This is a genomic window from Halanaerobacter jeridensis, from assembly GCF_016908315.1.
Classification (GTDB): domain Bacteria; phylum Bacillota; class Halanaerobiia; order Halobacteroidales; family Halobacteroidaceae; genus Halanaerobacter; species Halanaerobacter jeridensis.
Genome location: NZ_JAFBDQ010000020.1, coordinates 17268 through 40143 on the forward strand (window position 1 = coordinate 17268; position 22876 = coordinate 40143).

General features: G+C 32.6%; 21 protein-coding genes. All 21 read right to left on the reverse strand.

From position 1 onward, the window contains the following. Positions 1–67: 67 nt before the first annotated feature. On the reverse strand, positions 68–772 hold the full coding sequence (locus JOC47_RS13765) for a cell division protein FtsQ/DivIB (protein WP_204702836.1): 705 nt from the start codon (positions 770–772) through the stop codon (positions 68–70). A 230-nt stretch (positions 773–1002) separates the two neighbouring features. After that, the gene (locus JOC47_RS13770; protein WP_204702838.1) at positions 1003–1941 is read right to left on the reverse strand and encodes a D-alanine--D-alanine ligase family protein; all 939 of its coding nucleotides are present in this window, start codon (positions 1939–1941) and stop codon (positions 1003–1005) included. Next, complete coding sequence (gene murA / locus JOC47_RS13775) at positions 1931–3208, reverse strand: UDP-N-acetylglucosamine 1-carboxyvinyltransferase (RefSeq protein ID WP_204702840.1); 1278 nt, start codon at positions 3206–3208, stop codon at positions 1931–1933. The genes JOC47_RS13770 and murA overlap by 11 nt, the downstream gene beginning before the upstream one ends. A 282-nt stretch (positions 3209–3490) precedes the next feature. Further along, a complete protein-coding gene (murG, locus tag JOC47_RS13780; RefSeq protein WP_204702842.1) occupies positions 3491–4600 on the reverse strand; it encodes an undecaprenyldiphospho-muramoylpentapeptide beta-N-acetylglucosaminyltransferase in 1110 nt (369 codons plus the stop codon). A 65-nt stretch (positions 4601–4665) separates the two neighbouring features. After that, positions 4666–5763: a putative lipid II flippase FtsW gene (gene ftsW, locus JOC47_RS13785; RefSeq protein ID WP_204702844.1), complete on the reverse strand. Its 1098-nt coding sequence runs from the start codon at positions 5761–5763 to the stop codon at positions 4666–4668. A gap of 1 nt (position 5764) precedes the next feature. Continuing rightward, on the reverse strand, positions 5765–7129 hold the full coding sequence (gene murD / locus JOC47_RS13790) for a UDP-N-acetylmuramoyl-L-alanine--D-glutamate ligase (protein WP_204702846.1): 1365 nt from the start codon (positions 7127–7129) through the stop codon (positions 5765–5767). 13 nt (positions 7130–7142) lie between these two features. After that, positions 7143–8108, reverse strand: a complete 966-nt coding sequence (gene mraY, locus JOC47_RS13795) for a phospho-N-acetylmuramoyl-pentapeptide-transferase (RefSeq protein WP_204702848.1) — start codon at positions 8106–8108, stop codon at positions 7143–7145. Positions 8109–8122: 14 nt separating this feature from the next. Then, positions 8123–9493 (reverse strand): UDP-N-acetylmuramoyl-tripeptide--D-alanyl-D-alanine ligase, encoded by a 1371-nt coding sequence (locus JOC47_RS13800; protein ID WP_204702850.1) that lies wholly within the window; start codon positions 9491–9493, stop codon positions 8123–8125. Between the two features lie 314 nt (positions 9494–9807). Continuing rightward, positions 9808–11277 (reverse strand): UDP-N-acetylmuramoyl-L-alanyl-D-glutamate--2,6-diaminopimelate ligase, encoded by a 1470-nt coding sequence (locus JOC47_RS13805; RefSeq protein WP_204702852.1) that lies wholly within the window; start codon positions 11275–11277, stop codon positions 9808–9810. A 9-nt stretch (positions 11278–11286) separates the two neighbouring features. Next, positions 11287–13383, reverse strand: coding sequence for a stage V sporulation protein D (locus JOC47_RS13810; protein WP_338035357.1), 2097 nt, complete (start codon positions 13381–13383; stop codon positions 11287–11289). Positions 13384–13409: 26 nt separating this feature from the next. Then, entirely contained in the window at positions 13410–13928 is a 519-nt protein-coding gene (ftsL, locus tag JOC47_RS13815; RefSeq protein ID WP_204702854.1) for a cell division protein FtsL, read from the reverse strand. Positions 13929–13965: 37 nt separating this feature from the next. After that, positions 13966–14901, reverse strand: a complete 936-nt coding sequence (rsmH, locus tag JOC47_RS13820) for a 16S rRNA (cytosine(1402)-N(4))-methyltransferase RsmH (RefSeq protein ID WP_204702856.1) — start codon at positions 14899–14901, stop codon at positions 13966–13968. A 347-nt stretch (positions 14902–15248) separates the two neighbouring features. Beyond that, positions 15249–15848, reverse strand: coding sequence for a LysO family transporter (locus JOC47_RS13825; RefSeq protein ID WP_204702859.1), 600 nt, complete (start codon positions 15846–15848; stop codon positions 15249–15251). Then, the gene (locus tag JOC47_RS13830) at positions 15849–16121 is read right to left on the reverse strand and encodes a LysO family transporter (protein WP_204702860.1); all 273 of its coding nucleotides are present in this window, start codon (positions 16119–16121) and stop codon (positions 15849–15851) included. Between the two features lie 171 nt (positions 16122–16292). Continuing rightward, positions 16293–17849, reverse strand: a complete 1557-nt coding sequence (locus JOC47_RS13835) for a secretin GspD/PilQ domain-containing protein (RefSeq protein WP_204702862.1) — start codon at positions 17847–17849, stop codon at positions 16293–16295. After that, positions 17836–18435, reverse strand: coding sequence for a hypothetical protein (locus JOC47_RS13840; RefSeq protein WP_204702864.1), 600 nt, complete (start codon positions 18433–18435; stop codon positions 17836–17838). The genes JOC47_RS13835 and JOC47_RS13840 overlap by 14 nt, the downstream gene beginning before the upstream one ends. 5 nt (positions 18436–18440) lie before the next feature. Continuing rightward, the gene (locus tag JOC47_RS13845) at positions 18441–19040 is read right to left on the reverse strand and encodes a type IV pilus inner membrane component PilO (protein WP_204702866.1); all 600 of its coding nucleotides are present in this window, start codon (positions 19038–19040) and stop codon (positions 18441–18443) included. Next, positions 19024–19611: a PilN domain-containing protein gene (locus tag JOC47_RS13850; protein ID WP_204702868.1), complete on the reverse strand. Its 588-nt coding sequence runs from the start codon at positions 19609–19611 to the stop codon at positions 19024–19026. The genes JOC47_RS13845 and JOC47_RS13850 overlap by 17 nt, the downstream gene beginning before the upstream one ends. Further along, complete coding sequence (gene pilM, locus JOC47_RS13855) at positions 19608–20663, reverse strand: type IV pilus assembly protein PilM (RefSeq protein WP_204702870.1); 1056 nt, start codon at positions 20661–20663, stop codon at positions 19608–19610. Before pilM ends, JOC47_RS13850 begins: the two co-directional genes overlap by 4 nt. A gap of 84 nt (positions 20664–20747) precedes the next feature. Then, a complete protein-coding gene (locus JOC47_RS13860) occupies positions 20748–22241 on the reverse strand; it encodes a hypothetical protein (protein WP_204702872.1) in 1494 nt (497 codons plus the stop codon). Positions 22242–22272: 31 nt separating this feature from the next. Further along, positions 22273–22875 carry a PilW family protein gene (locus JOC47_RS13865; protein WP_204702874.1) on the reverse strand — a complete coding sequence of 201 codons (603 nt, stop codon included), beginning with the start codon at positions 22873–22875 and terminating at the stop codon, positions 22273–22275. Between the last annotated feature and the right edge of the window lies 1 nt (position 22876).

Sequence of the window (22876 nt, forward strand, 5' to 3'; positions counted from 1 at the left end):
ACTCTTAAATTCAATAAATATCTTAGTTTTCCTTTTTTTATATCCATTTTTTTGTTTCCAATTGAAATTATTTTTTTACTTTAATGAAAATATTACGGTTATACTTCAAATTTATGTACTTAACTTTAACCTTTTTTTTCTCTAAATCATTATAGATTCTATTAAAAATCTTAGCTTTTTTAGCAATACTAAAGTCCTTACCTAAATTTACTCTACCACCTTCTCTAAGAATTAATAATACCTCACCTGAGGAGAGAACTTTTAATTGTTGGATTTCTTCTAATAATTTTTTAGATAATTTACTCAAATAATCAACAGCTAATTGAGAATTTTTATTTAATTCAACTTTGTTTTTCTTTTTCTTTAAATTTTTATCAATAAACAAAGGATATTTCTTATTGTTTGCATTCTCTAAAGTATCTAAAACCCAACCTTCTTTATCAATTATTACATATGATGATTTATCACTAATTATAGCTACTGGAACTCTTTCCTTAATTTTTATAAATACCTCTCGCGGTAAATCTCTCTTTACTATTGCTCCCTTTACTTGAGGCAAATTTACTAATTTATTTGCTAATCCTTCTTGCTGAACATTAAAAATATTAACTTTGCGATTTAAATTACAAAGTTTAAGTATATATTTATCAGATAATAATTCATTTCCTGTAATATGGACTTTTTTTACTGTAAAATAATTTGAATTTAAAAAACTAACGATACCTATTATAAATAATAACAATAGTAAAATACCTAATTTTGACTTGTCCATATATTCACCTCATTTTAAGGTTCATTAATCCAAAAGTTACTTTGAAACAGACTTACATAAATATTATAACACAAATTACTAATAATGTGAACCTTTCAATTAAGGATAATATTTATTTACTTTAACTTATCTCTTTAAATAGTAATCATTCCTATAAAATACCTTCTTCTTAGCTAGGCTAAGAAGACAAATTTAAACCGCAAGGTTCAATCCTCACGGTTTAAAAATATTTATTCAATTGCTAGTTTCAATATCTTTTCTACTAATTCTGGAAATTCTAATCCACTTTTAGCAGCAGCTTGAGGCAGCAAACTTGTCTCTGTCATACCTGGAATAGTATTAACTTCTAAAACATATACTTCTCCATTTGGATTCACACGCATATCGACTCTTGAGACCCCTTGACAGTTGAGGGCTCGATGAGCTTGTAACGCTAAATTTTGAGCCTTTGCATAGACAGTTTCATCTAACTCAGCTGGGATAATAAATTTAGTTGCTCCTTTAGTATATTTCGCCTCATAATCATAAACTCCCTCTCGTGGTCTAATCTCAATTACCGGTAAAGCTTCTAATTCTTTATTCCCTAATATTCCTACAGTAATTTCTCGTCCGGGAATATAATTCTCAATTAATACCTCTTCATCATAATCAAAAGCCTGATCAATATCACCCAATAAGTCACTTGGGTCTTTAGTAATTGACAATCCTAAACTAGACCCTTCTAAGGCCGGTTTAACTACTACTGGCAATGAAAATTCTTCCTCAATTTTAGTTTTTATATCTGCTTTATTATTACAATACTCTTCTTTTTTAAGCACTATAAATTCTGGAGTAGAAATTTCCATTTGTTCAAAAACACGCTTTGAGCTAACCTTATCCATAGCCAAGGCACTGCCTAAAACACCAGAACCCGTATAAGGAATTCCTTCCATTTCTAAAAAACCTTGAATTGTTCCATCTTCACCATAACGTCCATGTAAAGCAATAAAAGCAATATCAATTTTATTATCTGCTAATTGCTGATGTAAATCCTCTTTGGGATCAATATCTACCACCGTATAGTTTTTGCTTTTTAGTGCATTTAAAATAGCTTTTCCAGTCTTTAAAGAAATTTTTCTTTCAGCTGATTTACCACCTCTAATTACAGCAATTGTTTTATCATTTAACATTATCTAATGCCCCCTCTGATTTTTCTTTATGTAAATTAGCACCTAATTTAATCAATTTTTCTTCTAAGCACTCGTATCCTCGCTCAATATGATAAATATTTTCTATTATACTTTTACCATTAGCAGCTAAACTAGCTAATAATAATGCTGCTCCAGCTCTTAAATTAGCAGCTTTGAGCACTGCTCCTGAAATGTTCTTGCTACCTGTGATTATAGCTTGATTATTATTAACTTCAATCTCAGCCCCCATTTTTTGCAATTCACACGCATGATTTAATCTATTTTCAAAAATAGTTTCAGTAATTATACTCTGTCCTTGGGCCAAAGCTAATAAGCTCATGAACTGTGGTTGCATATCAGTAGGGAATCCAGGATAAGGCAAAGTTTTAACATTAATATTTTTACTGCGAGCTGCTGCTTTAATTTTTACTTCTTCATTTTTAACTTCTATCTGATGACCAGCTTCTGTCAACTTGACCATAATAGCTTCTATATGTTCAGGAATTACATTTTTTATAGTTAACTCACCACCAGTAATTGCTCCTGCTACTAAAAAAGTACCAGCTTCAACCCGATCAGGAATAATTTCATACTCCACTGGATGTAACTGCTCAACACCAGTTACTTTAATCATATCTGTTCCTGCACCTCTAATATTAGCTCCTAGCTGATTTAAAAAATTTTGCAAGTCAACTATTTCCGGTTCTTTAGCTACATTATTAATTATTGTCTGCCCTTCGGCCAAAGTTGCTGCCATCATAATATTTTCTGTTGCTCCTACACTAGGAAAATCTAAATGAATTTCAGCTCCTTTTAATTGCTCTACAGTTCCAGTTAAACACCCTTCTTCCTCTTCAAATTGCACTCCTAAAGCTCTCAGACCTTTTAAATGTAAATCAATCGGACGCGAACCAATATTACAACCTCCAGGTTGACATAACTCCACTTTCCCAAATCTAGCTAAAAGTGGTCCCATTAAAAATACTGTAGCCCGCATTTTATGCATTAACTGTGGAGGAATTCGACAAGCATTGAGACTACTAGTATCAACTCCAAGCCCCTCACTAGTTTCATTAATTTTCGCCCCTAATTCTTCTAACACTTCTTTCATAACTCGAACATCACGCAAGTCAGGAACTTTTTCTAAAACTGACTGACCCTGACCTAAAATAGTAGCTGCCAAAATGGGTAACACAGCATTTTTAGCACCACTAATCTCCACTTCACCTTGCAGCGGAATACCACCTTCAACAATGTATCTGCTCATTCTTCCACCCCCAATCTAGCCAAACGAATCAGCTCATATTTAAGTTTTAAATTTTATCTATTTTCAGTTTATGTTTAGGCATTTTAATCCGTTACTTTAAGTTTGTCCTAGTTTTGCTTATGAGCTCTAAGTCTTGAGCTGTGAGCTTTGGGCTATTGCATTGGCTAGAGATCATTAATTAAAATTCATCTCTTAATTTTTATCTAAATCCTGTTTTGGATTAGGAGGGTTCAGTAATTAACCTGTATTATGCTTTTATTGCTCATAGTTTAGCGCTCAGAGCTAATTACGGCTTAATACCATCATTTCATTAATCAATTTTTCTGCTGCCTGTGGTTCACCAGCAGCTAAGCTAGCTTTACTCATTGCAGCCAATTTATCTTCATCATTTAATAAAACTTTTAATACAGACCATAACCTATCAGCAGTTAAATTATCATCGATAATAACTTTAGCTGCTCCCGCTTTTTCTAAAGCGCGTGCATTATGTTCTTGATGATTATCTGTAGCATAAGGATAAGGAATTAAAATAGCCGGTAAACCTGAAGCAGTAATTTCAGCCAAACCAGTTGCTCCCGCTCGGGAAATAACCATATCAGCTACTGCTAATGCGGCTTCCATGTTATATAAGTAGGGCTTAATTCTAATTTTCCCACTTTCAAAATCATTTATTCCTAATTCCTCTGCTTCAGTGGCTATCCGTTCAAAATCTTTCTTGCCAGTTACATGAAGCAATTGTATATCTAATTTCTCTAATTGTTTATAAATACCTACTAAAGCTTGATTAATACTTTTAGCTCCTCTACTACCGCCAAAAACAAGAATAGTTTTTGGCTCTGGCTTTAAATTTAACTCCTGATAAGCTATAGATTCTTGCTTAGCCAAAATTTCTGGTCGGATAGGGTTACCAGTTACCGTTAATTTATCCTTAGCTTTAAAATAATCTTCAGCTGCTTGATTACTTAAAGCAACTTTATCTACCACTTTAGCTAATAAACGATTAGTAAGACCCGGGTAAGCATTTTGTTCGTGGATTACAGTAGGTATGTTTTGTAAAGCTGCTGCTAAAACAATTGGCCCGCAGACATAACCACCAGTTCCCAATACTAAATCAGGGCCAAATTCTTTTAAAATTCGATAAGATTCTAAAACTCCTATTCCGGTTTTAGTCACTGCCTTGATTAATTGTAGAGATAACTGACGTGAAAACCCTTCCGCCTTAATTGTCTTCAACTCATACCCAGCTTTAGGAATAATATCAGCTTCTAAACCATCTGCTGTTCCTACAAATAAAATCTCTATATCATTTATTTTTTCTTCTAAACTTCTAGCAACTGCTAAACCAGGATAAATATGTCCACCAGTGCCACCACCAGAAATTATCACTTTCATGCCTAACACTCCCAACCCAATATTAATAGTAAAACAGTATAGCAGTTAATCAGTTCCACTTTTTATTATTGATTACTATAGCGAGAAATATTTAATAATAATCCAATTCCAATTGCCATAAATACCAAAGATGATCCTCCATAACTTATAAAAGGTAGAGTAATACCTGTAACCGGCAAAGATCCAGTTACAACTCCCATATTAACTATAGCCTGTAAAGTAATCATAGTTGTAATCCCTACAGCTAACATTGAACCTAACAAATCTTGAGCTCGCAAAGCAATCATCAAACCCCGCCAGGCTAATAAAAAATAAAGCCCAATCACAATCGAAGTTCCCACTAAACCTAATTCTTCTCCTAAAACTGAAAAGATAAAATCCGTTCCTGGCTCTGGTAAGTAGAAAAATTTCTGTCGACTCCGTCCTAAACCTACTCCAAATAAACCGCCCGAACCTAAGGCATATAAAGATTGAATAATATGAAATCCAGTTCCCTGTGGGTCTTCCCAAGGATTAATAAAAGCAAAAATTCTTTTGCGTCGATAAGGCTCACTTAACATAGCATAAACAGCCAAAGGTGCACTAGCAGCTACTAAACTTCCTAAGTGAATTACTCGCGCTCCGGCTGCAAATAACATTACAAAACAGGTAGCTCCAATCACCGCTGTAGTTCCTAAATCAGGTTCCATTAAAATTAAAACACAAACTACTGCTAAAATAGTTAAGATAGGAAATAAACCTACGAAAAAATTACGGATATGATCTTTCCACTTATCTAAATACCACGCCGTAAACATAACCATACCCAATTTAGCAATTTCAGATACCTGGAAATTAATTCCCCCTGCACTAAGCCATCGTTTAGAACCATTAATCTCTACTCCAAAAACTAATACCGCCCCAAGCAAGATTAAACTAAAGAGCAAATAACCTATAGGATGCCACATAGTACTAAACCATTTATGATAATCAATGCGCATTAAAAAAAACATAACTCCTAAGGCTAAAGCGACCCAAATAACTTGTCGTTTTAAAAAATGAAAGCTATCATCATACTTTTGATAAGCAGTCACTGAAGTAGCACTAAAGACCATAATTATGCCAAAGCCCATTAAACTTACAACTGCAAAAAAAACTATCCAATCAGGATTTTTTGCTTTCATGCTACTTCCCCCTTAAATTATTAACTGCTGCTTTAAATAAGTTCCCCCGCTCTTTATAACTACTAAACATATCCCAACTAGCACAAGCAGGAGATAATAATACTACATCACCTTCTTCAGCTAAGGTATAAGCCTTTTCTGCAGCTTCTGCAATACTATCTACATGTAAAAAATTATTATAATTTAACTTTTTAACTTCTGCTTCAATTTCAGGTGCTGTTTCCCCTAATAAAAGCAAAGATTTAACCCGCTGTGGAATTTCACTAGCAAAATCAGCAAAATCGGAATTTTTATCCATGCCCCCAGCTATTAAAATCACTGAATCAGAAAAAGACTGTAGTCCTTTAATCGCTGCAGCAGGATTAGTTGCTTTAGAATCATTAATATAAGTAACACCTTCAATGGTAGCAAACTTTTCTAAACGATGTTCAATCCCTGTAAATGATTTTAATGTGGCAATTAAATCTTCTTTTGCTATTCCTAACAATAAAGCACAAGTTACTACTGCTAAAATATTTTCTAAATTGTGAGGGCCAACTAATCCTAAATCATCTACAGCAATTAGTTGTTCTCCTTGATAATCTAAATCATTAATAATCCATCCATCTTTAACAAAAACCCCACCTTCTACCTTTTCTTTGCGGCTAAAGAAAATAACTTCAGCCTTTGTATCATCAGCAAAATTTCTTACAATCTGGTCATCATAATTTAAAATAGCATAATCATCTTCTTGCTGCTGGGTAACTAATCTCTTTTTAGCATTAATATACTCATCAAAATCAGCATGGCGGTTTAAATGATCAGGGGTAATATTTAATACTACAGAAATTTTTGTTTTGAATTTTTTTACCCATTCTAACTGAAAAGAACTTATTTCAGCTATTGCTAAATCTTCTTCTTCTAGATTTGGTAAATCCTTAATTAAAGCACGACCAATATTTCCTCCCACAGTTACGTTTCTATTTAAATCTTCAGTTATTTCACCTAACAAAGTAGTAGCAGTAGTTTTACCATTTGTACCAGTAATTCCCACCAGCGGCGCTGAAGCAAAACGATAGGCAAGTTCAATCTCTCCAATTATCTCTATTTCCTTTTCCTCCGCTTGCTGTAGCAAAGGAATATCCGCAGGAACACCAGGACTTACCACTATTAAATCTGATTCTAAAATCAATTCAAGACTATGACCGCCTACATCTAATTGAAATTCATATTCTTCTAAAGCATCTAATTCTTCAGTTAGTTCATTCTCTTCTTTAGCATCTGTAATTATTATTTTTGCATTTTTTTGAGCTAAAAATTTAACTACTTCTATTCCTGTTCTCATTCCTAATCCTACTACAGTAACTAATTTATTTTCCAAATTCATAATTTGCTCCTTTCTAACCGATACTTGATAATCCAAGCAGCCCTACTAATGAAAGTATAACTGCCAAAATCCAGAATCTAATCACTATTTTAGCTTCTTCCCAACCTTCTTCCTCAAAGTGATGATGAATGGGACTCATTTTAAAAATCCTCTGCCCACCTGTTAATTTAAAATAAGTAACTTGCATCATTACAGATACTGCCTCAATAACATAAACTCCACCAATAATCATCAATAACAATTCTGTTTGAGTCAAAACTGCTATGGAAGCTAAAGCTCCTCCTAAAGCTAAAGAACCTGTATCTCCCATAAATACTTGAGCAGGATGACTATTAAACCAAGAAAAACCAAGACAAGCTCCTGCAATAGCAGCAGCAAAAATAGATAATTGTAATGCCCCAAATTCAAAAGCAATAAAGGCATAAGTAATGGTCACAATAATTGTCACACCTGAAGCTAATCCATCTAAACCATCAGTTAAATTAACAGCATTAGAAGAACCTACAACTACTAAGATAACGAAAGGAATAAACCACTGCCCTAAATTAATAGTTTGGTCTAAATAAGGAACAATTATTATAGTTCCTATATCTAATTGAGTTACTACTAACCAGGCTAAAATAAATGCAATAACTACCTGCCCCACAATCTTTTGCCAACCACTTAATCCTTTAGAGCGACCAATAATTATCTTAATTGAATCATCTAATAACCCTAAAACCCCATAACCTATAGTCACAAATAAAGCTAAAATAATTTCTAAAGTTAAATCAGCCATAACTAAAGTGGAAATTAAAACTGCTAAAATTATAATAATTCCGCCCATAGTCGGAATGCCTGCTTTCTGCAGATGCCTTTCTGGGCCAACTTTTCTAATTTGTTGACCAAACTCTAAGTGTTTAAACCATTCAATTAAAAAAGGTCCTGTAATAATACATACTAAAAATGAAATTGTTGCTGCATATATTAATTCAACCATTTCCTTTTCACTCCTTAGCTTATTGATTCCACTATTTCTTCTAATTTCATTCCTCGCGAAGCTTTGACTAAAATAGTATCATCAGCCTTCATTATATTCTTCAACTTAACTACTAGATTCTCCTTGTTATTATATGTAAAAATTTTACTTTTATCTACTCCATTATCTTCTGCCCCTCTAGCAATTTCAGCAGCTAAATCACCAATAGTAATAAGATAATCTATTCCTTCTGCTGCTACAACAGCACCTAATTTATAATGTTCATCTTCAGCTACAGTTCCCAACTCTAGCATATCTCCTAAGACTGCAATCTTTCTTTGTTCAGATATCTGACTCAATGTTTTAAGACCTGCTCTAACTGAAGTAGGATTAGCATTGTAAGTATCATTAATAATCTTAATCCCTGCTGCAGTACTCAAAATTTGATTTCGTTTTTCTGTTAGCGAAGCATTAGATAGTCCAACTTGAATTTGCTCTAAATCAAGTCTCAATTCTAATCCTACTGCTGCTGCCGCTAAAGCGTTATATACATTATACTCTCCAGGCATAGGCAAAATAACTTCAGTCTTTTCTCCAGCTCCAAAAAGTTCAAAAAAGACCTGGTCTTGCTGCGCTAAGGTTTTTATGTTTCCTCCTTTAAGGTCTGCTTTAGCTTCTATACCATAATAAATTATATCAGCAGTAGTGAGCTGTGCCATATTCTTAACTCGCTGGTCATCAGCATTTAAAATAGCCACACCTGTACTATCTAAACTCTGCACTAACTCTGATTTAGCTTGAGCAATATTATCAATTGAACCTAATAATTCAATATGAGTTTTGCCTACATTAGTAACAACCCCTATATCAGGTGGGGCTATCTCTGTTAATTGATCAATTTCACCTAAACCTCTCATTCCCATTTCTAAAACTACTGCTTCATAACTTTCATCTAAACGAAATAAAGTTAAAGGTAAACCAATCTCATTATTAAAGTTACCCTGAGTTTTTAAAGTTTTATACTTTTGCCCCACTACAGAAGCAATTAGATCTTTAGTAGTTGTTTTTCCAGTACTACCTGTCACAGCAATCACAGGAAGAGAAAATTGTTGTAAATAATAAGCAGCTAAATCCTGTAAAGCTCTAGTTGTATCTTCAACTTTAATTAACGGTTGGTCAATACTATAATCTTTATCAGCAGAAACAACTGCAGCTTTAGCTCCTTTAGCAAAAGCTTGCTCTAAAAAATCATGAGCGTCAAAATTTTCCCCAATTAAAGCTATGAATAAATCACCTGACTCTAATTGGCGAGTATCAGTAGAAATACTATCTATAGTTAATTCTACTTTGTTATTTATTTCACCATCTACAGCATCAGCAATTTCAATTAGACTTAATGCTTTCACCCTTTTCACTCCCATATTAAAAGCAGATTTTCTTTACTTATCACTACTTTTTTAATTTTACTATCTCTTTTCCTTTTGTCTTTTTCTTATTTCTTTTCTCCCTCCGAGTCTTAGAATTAAAAGACTCTCCGTGCAGCCCCATTCTCTTTACTTTTGGGCTTATTAACAGTCTACGAGTTTTAAACATACAAAACTCTCCGTGTAGCACACAGCGCTTAAATTTAATGCTCATCACTCTACACACTAAATATACAATACATTTTGCAAATTGCTGTGTTTCCGCAATCTATATACAGTTATTTTCCCTAATCTCACTACCAGCTACTATTCTTAATAGCGTTTCGCGCTTGTTCGCGATCATCAAAGTCTATAACGCGGTCACCAAAATCTTGATAAGTTTCGTGACCTTTACCAATAATCAGCACTACATCTCCCGACAGAGCTCGATTAACTGCTGCTTCAATTGCTGCTCCTCTATCTTCAATAACTATATATTCTTCACTAGCATCTCGCTCTAAGTCTTTAATACCCGTCTCAATTTCAGCAATTATATCAACTGGATTTTCACTCCGCGGATTGTCAGAAGTTACAACTGCAAAATCAGCTTCATTGACCCCTAATTGGCCCATCATCGACCTCTTCTTACGGTCACGGTCTCCGCCGCATCCAAATACTACAATCACATCTCTATCGCTACATTCATGAGCAGTCTTTAACACATTTTCCATTCCATCAGGCGTATGAGCATAATCAACAATCACACCATAGTCTTGGCCCTCTTGTACTAATTCAAATCTTCCTGGTACGCCGCTAATCTTTTCTATACCTGCCTTAATATCTGCTAAAGAAAAATCTAAGCTAGCAACTGTAGCTATAGCAGCTAAAGAATTATAAACATTAAATTGACCAGTTAAATTCAATTTAATTTCTAATCTATCATCAGCAGTTAATAAATCATATTTTACACCCTGAGCAGTAACTGCAATATTATCAGCACTAAAATCAGATTCTCCTTCAATACCGTAACTAATTACCTCACCTTCTATCTCACTACAAATTTTATCTGCTCTAGAATCATCAATATTAATAATTGATGGCTTATCATTTGATTTAAATAATTTTAATTTAGCAGCTAAATACTGTTCGAAATTCTCATGGAAATCAAGATGGTCACGACTTAAATTAGTAAATACTTTTCGATCAAAATCAATTTCTAGTACTCTATCTAAAGCTAAAGCATGAGAAGAAGCTTCCATTACTACATGAGTCACTCCATCTTCTAACATTTCAGCAAACATCCGCTGTAAATCAAGTGACTCAGGAGTAGTTCGACTCGATGATTCTTCTTTATGACCTACTTTATTTTTTATCGTACCTACTAATCCAGTCTCCAATCCTAAATTATTTAATACTCCTTCAATTAAATAAGTAGTAGTAGTTTTACCATTAGTACCTGTTACTCCTACAACTGTCAACTCTTCAGCAGGATAATCATAAAACTTAGCGCTTACTTTTGCTAAAGCAGCTCTACTATCATTCACTTTTATCATAGGAATATCTACATCTTCAACTTCCTTTTCTACTATAACTGCTTGTGCTCCATTAGCAATTGCATCTGCAATATATTTATGTCCATCAGTTTCGAATCCACTAATGGCAACAAATAAAAAACCCTTTTCTACCTCACGAGAATCATAGGCAATCCCCGTAATTTTAGTAGTTAAATCACCACTTGTATTATTAATTTCTAATTCTGCAATTAATTCTTGTAATTTAATTAGCATCGCCCCCTTTTAATAGCTTAACCATACTTTTATCTTATCTTCAGAACCTACAGTAAGTCCTGGGTTTGGTTTCTGTTTACTTATTACATTACCCCGGCTTTTAATTTCTATCTGCAGTCCTAGATCTCCTAATAAATCTCTTGCTTCTGATAACTTCAATCCTTTCAATTTAGGCACCGTTACTTGATAATTATCTTTACGATCCTCATTACCAGAAAAGAATAAAATAACAGTACTAGCTTCATTGACTATCACTCCTGCTTTAGGAACTTGCTCAATAATCTTATTCCCACGCCCTTCTAGCTTAACTTCTAAACCACGTTCTATCAATACTTCCTCAGCTTTATCTAAAGTCATATTTTTGACATTAGGTACTTTGACTTGTTCAACGCTTTCTGTTTTTTCTTCTTCTTCTTTAGAATCATTTCCTGGCGGAAGTTCTAAATAGCGCACTGCATCTTTCACCACATTATGAAAAATAGGAGCGGCCACTTGAGAACCATAATAAGGATAACTATCAACTCCATACATCACTACTAAAGCTACTAACTTGGGATCATCTGCAGGTAACATCCCTACAAATGAAGCATCATACAATTTCTTACCATAATGTTTCGCAGTTCCCGTCTTACCACCAATTTTATAACCTTTTACTTTAGCCTTTTTCCCTGACCCCTCTTCTACAACACCAGTTAACAACTTTCTCACAGTTGCTGCTGTCTTATTAGAAATAACTTTTCTTACTAGTTGCGGTTCAATTTTTTTTATTAAACTACCATCCTTCTCTACTATTTCTTTCACTAAATGAGGTTCTAATAATTGTCCATCATTAGCTACTGCTGAAATAGCAGTAATTAACTGCATAGGAGTAACACTAATTCCATGTCCAAAAGAAATAGTTGCTAATTCCACTGGACCAATATTATTTGAAGAATACAATAAACCTTTAGCTTCACCAGGTAAATCAATTCCTGTCTTTTTGCCAAAGCCAAAGGCGCGAATATAGTTATCAAATTTTTCTGTGCCAACTCTTTCTCCTACTTGCACAAAACCAGGATTACAAGAGTTTTCTACTACTTCGGAAAATGTCTGCTTTCCGTGTCCTCCTTCTTTCCAACAATGAATAGTTTGTCCGGCAACCTCTATATGACCAGGACAATAAAACTTATCATTAGGATGTACCACTCCTTCTTCTAAAGCAGCAGAAGCAGTAATTATTTTAAAAGTAGAGCCTGGTTCATATGTATCAGAAATAGCTCTATTACGCCATAACTCTGCTGAATATTCCGTAAACTGATTAGGATTATACGTTGGTCGATTAGCTAAAGCCAACACTCCTCCAGTTTCCGGATTCATCATAATAATAGTTGCTGCTTGAGCATCATGCTCTTTCATTGCTTTATCTAATTCTCTTTCTGTAATGTATTGTAATACATGGTCAATTGTTAAATGTACATTAGTACCATCATCTGGAGCAACATAATCTTTGATTCCATTAGGGATTTTACGCCCAATGGCATCATTTTCAATTGATATTTTACCCGGCTCTCCTCGCAAATAACGGTCATAATAATATTCTATCCCCTGCAGACCTTGGCTATCTACACCAGCAAATCCTAACAGATGGGATGCCAAATTACCTTTAGGATAAAAACGTTTACTTTCCTCAGTAAAATAAATCCCATCTAAATCTAATTGTTGAATCTGCTTTGTCTGTTCTTCACTAATTTTTCGCTCTACATAAACAGCACTAGCATTTTTAGTAATCCGCTGATGAATCTCACTTTTAGACATATCTAAAATTTTGCTTAACTGCTGTGCTACTTGCTGATGATTATCTATATCTTTTGGAGCAGCTACTACTGTATCAGAACTAGCACTAACAGCTAATTCCACCTTATTTCTATCATAAATGATTCCCCGTTTAGGTTCTACTTTTACTTCCCTTAATCTCTGCTCTAAAGCCTTGTTCTGATATTTATTATTATGGAATACCTGTACCCAAGCTGTACGAAGCCCTAATAATACACTACATATAAGAACAAGAATAAATAAAACAAAAATACGCTTGCGTACAGTTACACTTAATTTATTTATTGTTACCACCTCACTCTTTGCTCTTCATTCTATACTCATTCTTTTTTTAATGTCCCTGCTTGTACTGTAGTTAAATCTTTAACCCAGTTTTCTACTTTTTCTTCTAAATTAAGCGATAACTTATTTTTTTTATTACTCTCTTGATTCTTAGTCATTTTTGTTTTTTCTCTTGACTTCCTTCCTTCACTTTCTTCCTTGGCATTAATTACGATATAATTTATATTATCTGGTTGCTCCATATTTAGTTCTTGTTTAGCAATTCTTTCAACTCGCTCTAAAGATTTTAACTTAGCAATTTTTAATTGCAAGTGCTCTTTTTTAGATTCTAATTTTCTTTTTTTATCCTCTAATTTTTCGACCATAAAACTCTTTCTTGATAGTTGAACATACTGATTAATATACATAATAAAAAATAATACAATTACAAATATAATAAAAATAATCATTAACATCGTCTTGGAATTAGTAATTTTATTGGAAGAGTTAGTACTTAATCGATTTTGAGACCGGCTATATTGACTACCACTATAATCTTGTAACTTTTCACTTCTCATTAGCAACCTTATTCACCTGCCTTCGACTTTAGAACTTTTATTTTTTCTCTGCAACTCGCAGCTTAGCGCTTCGCGCCCTATAATTTTCCTCTAATTCTTCTTCAGAAGCAGTTATAGAACTTTTAGTGATTATTTTTATCTCAGCTTCTTCATCACAACCACAAACAGGCATCTTAGGTGGGCAAATACAATCCTGCGCTAAATCTTTAAAGGTATGCTTAACAATTCTATCCTCTAAAGAATGAAAACTAATAATGCAAATTCTCCCCCCAACTTTCAATTTATTTACCGCATCTTTAATAGCAGTTTCGATAATTTCCAATTCATTATTAACAGCTATGCGTAGAGCTTGAAAAGTCCTTTTAGCAGGATGTCCCCCACTTCTTCTTGCACTTGCAGGGATAGCATTTTTTATTAGCTCTACTAGTTCTAAAGTAGTTTCAATTGTTTCTTCTTTTCTCTGCTCTACTATAAAACTTGCAATGCGTTGTGCCCAATTTTCTTCTCCATATTCGCTTATTATCTCAGTTAACTGTTTCTTACTATAATTATTAACTATATCAGCTGCTGTCTGTTCCTGACGCTGATCCATCCTCATATCTAACGGTGCATCATAACGATAACTAAAACCTCGTTCAGGTTCATCTAATTGGTGTGAAGATACTCCTAAATCAAATAAAAAGCCATCAACCTCTGCAATATCTAATTCTCTCAATATAGTGTCCAAATTACTATAATTATCTCTAATCAGATCTATTTTAGGAGCAGTAGCGCTCAAATTTTCTGCCGCTGCTTCAATAGCCGCTTGGTCTTGATCAATGCCAATTATTTGGCCCTCAGAATTTAAATGCTGAGCAATCTCTTTAGAATGACCTGCTCCTCCAATTGTACAATCTACATAAATTCCTTGCTCTTTAATTTTTAAATTATCAATTACTTCAGTTAATAAAACTGCTTCATGTTCAAAATCCATAATTAACTCCCTTTAATAGTAGTTGTTTTTATTATATCTCATTTATTACCCAAGTATAATTCTTATTTACCTCAATGTTTATTTATTCTACATCAACCCCCAAAGTCCTGCTTATTATTACATGACTATTATCAAATAACAACTTTTCCCTCTTATATCTTTTTTTTAATAAAAAGTAACTTTTTAATCCTTGAAACATAAATTAATAATAAGTCAACTTAATGAGGGGGTAAGTCCTATGAAAATTGATTTTTTATTCACCTGGTCTCGGGGAGAGGAAAAAAATCTAAAAGCCTTTGGAGGCGGATTTAAATTACCTCCCCCTTTCAGTTGGATCGGCTCACTATTTAAATCTTAATCAACAAAGGTACCAAGATAGGTACTAAAGAAGATAATACTGCTCCGCTAATAAAAGCAATTGCTACTACCTCTTTTTCCGTCACACTTTCTGAAATCAGGGGTAAAGTAGTATCCATTGTTGTTGCTCCTCCAGGGGCAACAACAATAATTTCATTCTTCCACTGTGCTAATAGTGGGATTAAAATAATAGCAAAAACCTCACGAAAAACATTAGTCAAAAATGCTAATATGCCTAAATCAGTACTATAAATTTTAGTTAATATAACACCAGATAAACTATACCAACCAAACCCAGCACCTATAGCACTAGATTCATTTAGAGACAAATCTAAAACAACACCTACAATACTTGTCCCTACAATGCTGCCGATAGCAATTAAAATGGGAATTAAAAGTACTTTCCATCCCAACTTTTTTAATTTATCAATCACCTGTTGATTAGAGCCTAAATCAATTCCTACTCCTAATAATAACACAGCTAAGCAAAATGTCGAAATGAAATCTAAATTATGTATTAAAAAACCCGGATTACTGAAATAACCAGTTAAAATACCAAAAATAATTACTGCAATAATTGCTACTAACATCTATTTTTCCTCCCCCAAATAAGAATGAAAAACATAAATCATAATCAAACTACCTGCAATTGATCCTCCTGCTAATAAAATGGCTTCTAATCCTATTTGATTTAAATTATTTAATATTTTATCATTATTACCAATTTCAAACCCCATAATAAATAATAAAACAAATAATCCTCCTAAAATCAAATAATGAGCCAAATCAGTTATTTGATTCGGTAATAAATTAAAATATCCAATACAAATTCCAATTATTAAGGAAATGATAAACATCCACATTTTTGTTACCTCCTTTGACTATTCCAATTATAACATATATCCTGGACTAGTTCTAGGAGAGTAAAAAATTACTTGACATAAAATAATACTAGCCAACTTGGGCTAGTATTATTAAAAAACACACTTTTATATTCAATATACTAATTTCTATCCTGATTAATTTTTTAAATATTAATTAACCTCAGCTGGTAATACAATTTTAGTACCAGTTTTATCTTTCAAAGAAGATAAATTATTAATCTCTTTAATATCATTAACGTCTACATCGTATTTTTCTGCTAATTTAACTAAACTATCATCAGATTGAACTTCATAATAACGCTCTTTAGGAACTGGGATTTTAATTTCTTGACCAATTCTTAAATCACTTACATATTGAATATTATTATATTCAAGAATTTTAGCAAAAGAAATATCAAACAAATTACCAATATCCCAAATACTAACCTCGTTTCTTACTTTATAAGTGAATGGTTTAACTATTTTTTCAGTATTCGTATTATTCGTAGTTGATTCCACAATTTTTGGAGTTAAGAAAATAACTAATTCGGTTTTTTCTGTTTCAGTTTTTTTACTGCTAAACATTTTACCGAACAAAGGCAAGTCACCTAGAAATGGAACTTTTTTCATATTTTCTCTTTCTTCTTTAGTGATCAAGCCTCCAATAGCAATTGTTTCTCCACTTGCTACTCGTACATTAGTTTCAACTTTTCTAGTATCAATAATTGGATAGGTAATATTATCTGCTGTCTCAAAAGTATCAGCAACTATACTAGTTTCTGGTTTAACATCCATATAAACTTTATTATTTTCAGTTATTTGAGGCGTAATATCTAAACTAATTCCAATATCTTTAAACTCAACTTCAGTCTTACCATCGCCACCAGGTTTTACAATTGGATATTGACTACCTATATCAATAGTTGCTGATTTACCTTCTACAGTAGTGATCTGAGGATTAGCCAAATTAGTTGCTTCATCATTATTTTCTAACATATTAATTATGCTTAAATAATTAAGACTAATATTATCAGAAATAGTAGATATATTAGATTCTGAACTAGGAACATTATTATCCTCGCTTCTATCTACAATAGTAGCACTATTCCCATTGGCAGTTAACTTTTGAAAATTCCAATCCACACCTAATCTTTCTAGACCGCCATGACTTATTTCTTCTACTCTCGCTTGAATGATTATTTGTAGTTTTTCCTGGTCAAGCTGTTTAATAGTACTCTCAATTTCTGGTAGTTTGCTCTGATAAGTAGTTACTATTAAACTCTTAGTTCTTTTATCAACTCGAATTGCTTTATCATTAACTAATAAATTAATACTTTTCTTTACCTCACTTGGATCACTATTCTTCATTTTAAATACTCTAGTTACTTTTTTTCCAAAACCTTCTTCTAATTTTCCAGGTGCAGCAACTAAAATAGTATTATTGACAATTCTATAATCTAGTCCGCTACTTTTTGCTAACAAGTCTACCGCCTCTCGAAAGGAAATGTTTTCTAAATGAACAGTAGTTTTTCCCTTCACTGAACTATCTGTCACAATATTCATATTTGCTACATCAGCTAGAGCTCTAAAAGCATCTCTTAATTGTACTGATTGAAAATTCAAATCAATATCATTTTTCTGAGCAGCAACATTTCCACCTACTAAACCAATTAACACCATCAATATAAAAACTGTAATTAAGCTCCGTTTGATATTAATCTTGCCCACCCCCAAAAGTATAAGTTAGTTCTTTCCCGTATTCTTCTATAACTACTCTTTTTTGATTTATATCTTTAATGATTAAACTTTTAATTCTATCACCAGGTTTAACTATTTGCACATCTTTATCTATACCAATAATCGCTAATCTTTTTCCCGGCCCTCCTAATAACCCTAACACTCTAACTTTACTAGCAATTCTCTTTTTAACTTTTTCTTTCTTATTCTCTTTCGTAGATTGATTATTTCTATTTTTAGTACTCTTATTATTTGTAGGTTTCTTTGCTTTTTTTACCCTTTTTAATGGTGATTGAAACGGATTAGACTGAGCAGCTAAAGTTTTAACTTCTTTCTCTTCAGTTACTTCCTTACTATCTTTATTTGCTTTAGCAGGTTTTTCATTTACATTACTCACTAATCCCGCAACTTCTTTTTCAAATTGATTAACTGTTTGTTCACTAGTTGTCATCTCTAAATAACTCCAAACACCAATAGCTATCACCCCTACAATAAAAATACTTAAAATAATAATAACTATAGGAGCATTTTCCCTAAATACTGCTGGCTGTTGATTATTATTTGTCTGCAATTTCAACTAACTCACCTCCCCTGGACATCATCAGTAGCAAAGGCTACTAATTTGATTTGAACATTGATTTCTGCTTCGGATTCATTGTTATTAGCAATCCCTGCTTCTAAATTAGAATTCAAATTTAATGTATCGACTTTTATTAAATACTTTAATTTTTCAATTTTATTTACAAAATTAAGCATATTATTATAATCGCCGCTAACCTGAATTCTGATCGGCATTTTAGTATAACCATACTTTTGACTTTCAGTTTTATAATTCTTAATTGATTCCATTGTGTTTAAATTAACACCAGTCTCATCTATTAATTCATTTATTTTTACAACTAAGTCACTCTTTTGACCAATTTTAATTGCTTGGTCTTGGTCATTCTTCTCTAATTTCACTAATTTTTCCTTATAAGCTCGTTTCAATTCTTCTTTTCTTCTTAATACATCCTGATTTTGTTTAATACTAGAAACAGTTTGCTCTAAATCATTATTTATATCTGCTACAGCATCTGACTTAGGTTTATATAAAAAAATGTAAAATGAAATAGAGATTGCTGCTACCCCTAAAATAATCAGCAGAATTTTTTCTCGATTACTAATCTCATTCCAATTGATCATTACTAGTTCCCCCCTTATTAGCTAATTTGCCCGTAATTCTATAATAAACAATTTTACTTTTGTTGTACTGTTTTTTATCTAATTCTCTTTGCTTTACTAAATCAATAGAAATATCCATGAATTTTGGGGAAGCTTTTAACTTTTTAAACAACTCACCAATTTCTCGATTATCAACAGCATAACCTATAAATTCAAATTGATTTTTGCCTAGTGAATTAAAAGAAACGATCCAACTATCATTAGATACTAACTTTTGTAAAGAATTTAAAATAGGAGTTATTTCCAATTTAGTTCCTAAAATTTCTTTCTTTTCTTCTAACTGTGTTTCTACTTGTTCTTTTTTCTGTTTTAAGGTTTTAATTGTTTTTAATTCCGTTCTTAAATTACTGAGTTTATTTTCAGCAATAGTTAACTTTTTTGTAGCAATCCTTTCATCAACAATTAAGCTAGTATAACTATATACTACTACTAAAATAACTGCTATAATAGCTATTCCTCCAAGCAATAACCACTGTTTAGGAAGGTCAAATAATCCTTTCCGTTTATACTCAGGAGGTAATAAATTTATCATTCTGTTTCCTCCTTTCTTAAAGACAAGCCAATACTTACACCTAATAATTGAGCAGCTTCGTCTAAATTATAACCGCTCAAATTACTATTCTTGATACTCAAACGATCAGATAATCCTAATGCTTCTACTTTTACCCCAAATTCTTGAGTTAGATGTCTATCAAATCCGGCTAGATTTGCTCCACCACCAGTTAATACTATTTTTTCAATATCATTATTAGTATTTTTCACTTGGAAATAGTCTAAAGAGCGATAAATTGCAGTAGTTAAATTCTTCAAAATAAAATTAGGCTCAGCTTCAGTAAATAAATTATTCTCTTTTTTATATTTTTCTGCCTCTTCTAGAGTTAAATTATGAGCTTCAGATACCTCTTTAGTAATACTTTGCCCACCCATACTTACTGTTCGACTAAACAATAGCTTATCTTTACTAACTATTGAAATATCAGTTGTTTTGACCCCTACATCAATCACACAGATGGTAGGACTTAAATATAATTTGTCAACTGTTCTAGCTATAGCAATTGGTTCAGTTTCAATTGCTACTGGAATTAAATCTAGCTTATTAAATAATTTTAGATATTTATTAATTAAGTTTTTCTTAATTGCAATTAACAATAATTGATATTGCCCATTAGGGGTTTCTCCTAATAACTCATAATCTAAAACCACTTCATCAACTTCTACTGGCAGTTGGTCTTCAGCTTCCCATCTTACAGTCTCTTGCAGCTGATCTTCATCAAGATTTGGTACTTCAACTGTTCTACTAATCACTTGTTCCCCACTTACTGCTGTTACAACCTTATTAGCACTAAATTCTCCATCATCCAGAGCTTGTTCTATTGTACTAGCTAAGCCATCTATATCTACTAATTCACCATCCTTCACTAATCCTTGAGGAGTCTTCAAAATCTGTAAATTATTAAGACCAATCTTTCCCCAACTAGTATCAACTTCTGTAATTTTAATTGACTCTTCGCCAATATCTAAACCAATTACTTCTTCTTCAAAAATACCATTAAATTTTTTCTTTACTTCATTAAATAAACCCAATCAGCTCACCTCACTTATTAGTTAGTTAAATCATTATTAATTAGTTATAATTAACTATTACTCTCATCTGTCACCTCCTCAAAATTATTTTTCAGTCCAATTTATAACTCTAGGATAAATAGTTCCGGCTTGATCATTTAAACCAGCTTCTAAAGCTTCCCAAACCATTGCTAATCTTGTCTTATCTACATCCTCTCTAGCTTGACTAAAATCTGGATCATATTTTGGATTTTTTTCAGGTTCCTCTTTCATTCCTCCTACATCAACAGCTCCAGAAGTTAAGATCGGCCCATGAAAATAATTATTAGTTATTGACCCACTAATTGCTGGTCTTTTATCATGTATAGAGCCAACACCTGGTCTTCCATCACCATAATCAATTGCTTTCTCTCTTTCCCCTGTATCTTCATCTACTACATTCCATTTGAAGTTTTTAGCTGAATAGATAAAACTATTTTCTGTTTGCAGATCCTTAAATTCATTACGGTGTCTTCCAGTAAATTCCACTTGTCCCTTAACTACAAAATAAATATTACTTAGCTTTTTAATACTATTTCTTTCAAAATCACTAATAGACATATCTCCTTCTAAAACAATCACTGTCGGATCATCTTGAGGACCTACTAAATTGTATTCTCCTAATTCTAATTGAAACCCCTGATCTTCAGGGTCTAGATAAAAGATACCACCAGGCAAATTAGCTTTAGGAGCTCCTTCAGGCAAATCCTCTACAGCCGGGGGCAATGGAGGCTCTTTACCGAAAACATTTTCCCAATAATCTCCATCATAATAACCTCCCCACCAACCAGAAGACCTATATTCACCTAAAATACGATCTCTATCTTCAGGTTCCCATTCCGAACCAGCACCTTTCTTACTATATACCCTCTGAAATATATTTTCTCCCCCTGCATTCCCAGAAAGTTGACCAGTTAAATTTTCAAAATATCTCTGTCTTGAAGAATTTTTAGCTGCTGTCTTAAAAGCTTCAAAATCAAAGAGATTGATCATATTTCTCATCTTAATCAAATTATTTTTATTAAAATTCCAACTATTACATTCAGTAAATTCTTTTACCCACGGGTACTCAATATCATCAGCTACTAAATGTAACTTATAACGATCAATAATATCAGTAATACTTCCTCCGGGGTAAACACTAGCTGCAATTTTTTGAGTAACATCTTTATATTTTCCTTGAATACTTAGTTTCACTAATCCATTATTAGGTCCAGTTTGATATTGCTCTAACTTATATTTATACTTCCCATTTTTAAAACCTAAATTTTCATGATAGCTACTCCAAGTTCCATTACCTACTGCTGGCAAACTAGTAATATCAGGAATAGAATGTATAGCACCAGATACAGTATTGACTGTACTAAGTTTATCCATCAAATCATACATCACTATTTCAAAACCAGATTCTGATACACTTAAGGCTTTAGTTTGTTCTTCAACCTGATTTGTTGCCTTAATTCCAGTGATCACATTATTAGAAACTACGATTCCAATAGGAACTAAAACAATAATAATCATCAGCCCTATCATGAATACTGCCCCTTCTTGGTCTTTCAAATTAATCACCCCACTCCACTTTTTCTTAAATCTACCAATCAAAATTACCTACATTTCTTAACTTAATACTATCATTAACGGAATAAGTGATTTGTAATTTTTTGTGAGTATAAAGCAAAGTAAATCTAATCTTTAATAGCTTCAAATCACTATCATAACTAAATACATCTAATTTATTGCCATTATTATCTTTTTGTCTTACTATTTTTATTTTATCCCCAGCAATAAATTGCTTTTCTAAATGACTACTCCAATCACTGGGATAAGAAGAATTAAAGCGCTGATAAGATATTAAAGAATTAGTATTCGGGTCAAAATGATATCTCCCTACATGATCAATATTATTATCTAAGTCTGAGTCAAATTTATAACATAATTCATTATTGGGCCAAGTATCAGATTGATTAGCTATTTCAGCAGCACCGCGCAAGTCTTTACCTAATCTTGCCATAATAATCTGACTTTTACTCTTCAACAAACTCTTATTTTCAGTTATTTGAGCTGAATTCAAAGAACTTATAAACATAGTCCCAACCCCCGATAAAAGCAACACAAATAGCGCCATGCTGATAAACATCTCTACAATAGTAAATCCTTCTTCTGAATTGTAAATATTCTGATAATGATTAAACATA

Coding starts and splice junctions, on each gene's coding strand:
- rsmH (WP_204702856.1), bottom strand. CDS start 14,901: ATGGATTTTGAACATGAAGCAGTTTTATTAACTGAAGTAATTGATAAT.
- JOC47_RS13850 (WP_204702868.1), bottom strand. CDS start 19,611: ATGATAAATTTATTACCTCCTGAGTATAAACGGAAAGGATTATTTGAC.
- JOC47_RS13765 (WP_204702836.1), bottom strand. CDS start 772: ATGGACAAGTCAAAATTAGGTATTTTACTATTGTTATTATTTATAATA.
- JOC47_RS13825 (WP_204702859.1), bottom strand. CDS start 15,848: ATGTTAGTAGCAATTATTGCAGTAATTATTTTTGGTATTTTAACTGGT.
- mraY (WP_204702848.1), bottom strand. CDS start 8,108: ATGGTTGAATTAATATATGCAGCAACAATTTCATTTTTAGTATGTATT.
- murA (WP_204702840.1), bottom strand. CDS start 3,208: ATGAGCAGATACATTGTTGAAGGTGGTATTCCGCTGCAAGGTGAAGTG.
- JOC47_RS13845 (WP_204702866.1), bottom strand. CDS start 19,040: ATGATCAATTGGAATGAGATTAGTAATCGAGAAAAAATTCTGCTGATT.
- murD (WP_204702846.1), bottom strand. CDS start 7,129: ATGAATTTGGAAAATAAATTAGTTACTGTAGTAGGATTAGGAATGAGA.
- murG (WP_204702842.1), bottom strand. CDS start 4,600: ATGAAAGTGATAATTTCTGGTGGTGGCACTGGTGGACATATTTATCCT.
- ftsL (WP_204702854.1), bottom strand. CDS start 13,928: ATGAGAAGTGAAAAGTTACAAGATTATAGTGGTAGTCAATATAGCCGG.
- JOC47_RS13805 (WP_204702852.1), bottom strand. CDS start 11,277: ATGCTAATTAAATTACAAGAATTAATTGCAGAATTAGAAATTAATAAT.
- JOC47_RS13770 (WP_204702838.1), bottom strand. CDS start 1,941: ATGTTAAATGATAAAACAATTGCTGTAATTAGAGGTGGTAAATCAGCT.
- JOC47_RS13865 (WP_204702874.1), bottom strand. CDS start 22,875: ATGTTTAATCATTATCAGAATATTTACAATTCAGAAGAAGGATTTACT.
- JOC47_RS13830 (WP_204702860.1), bottom strand. CDS start 16,121: ATGTGGATGTTTATCATTTCCTTAATAATTGGAATTTGTATTGGATAT.
- ftsW (WP_204702844.1), bottom strand. CDS start 5,763: ATGAAAGCAAAAAATCCTGATTGGATAGTTTTTTTTGCAGTTGTAAGT.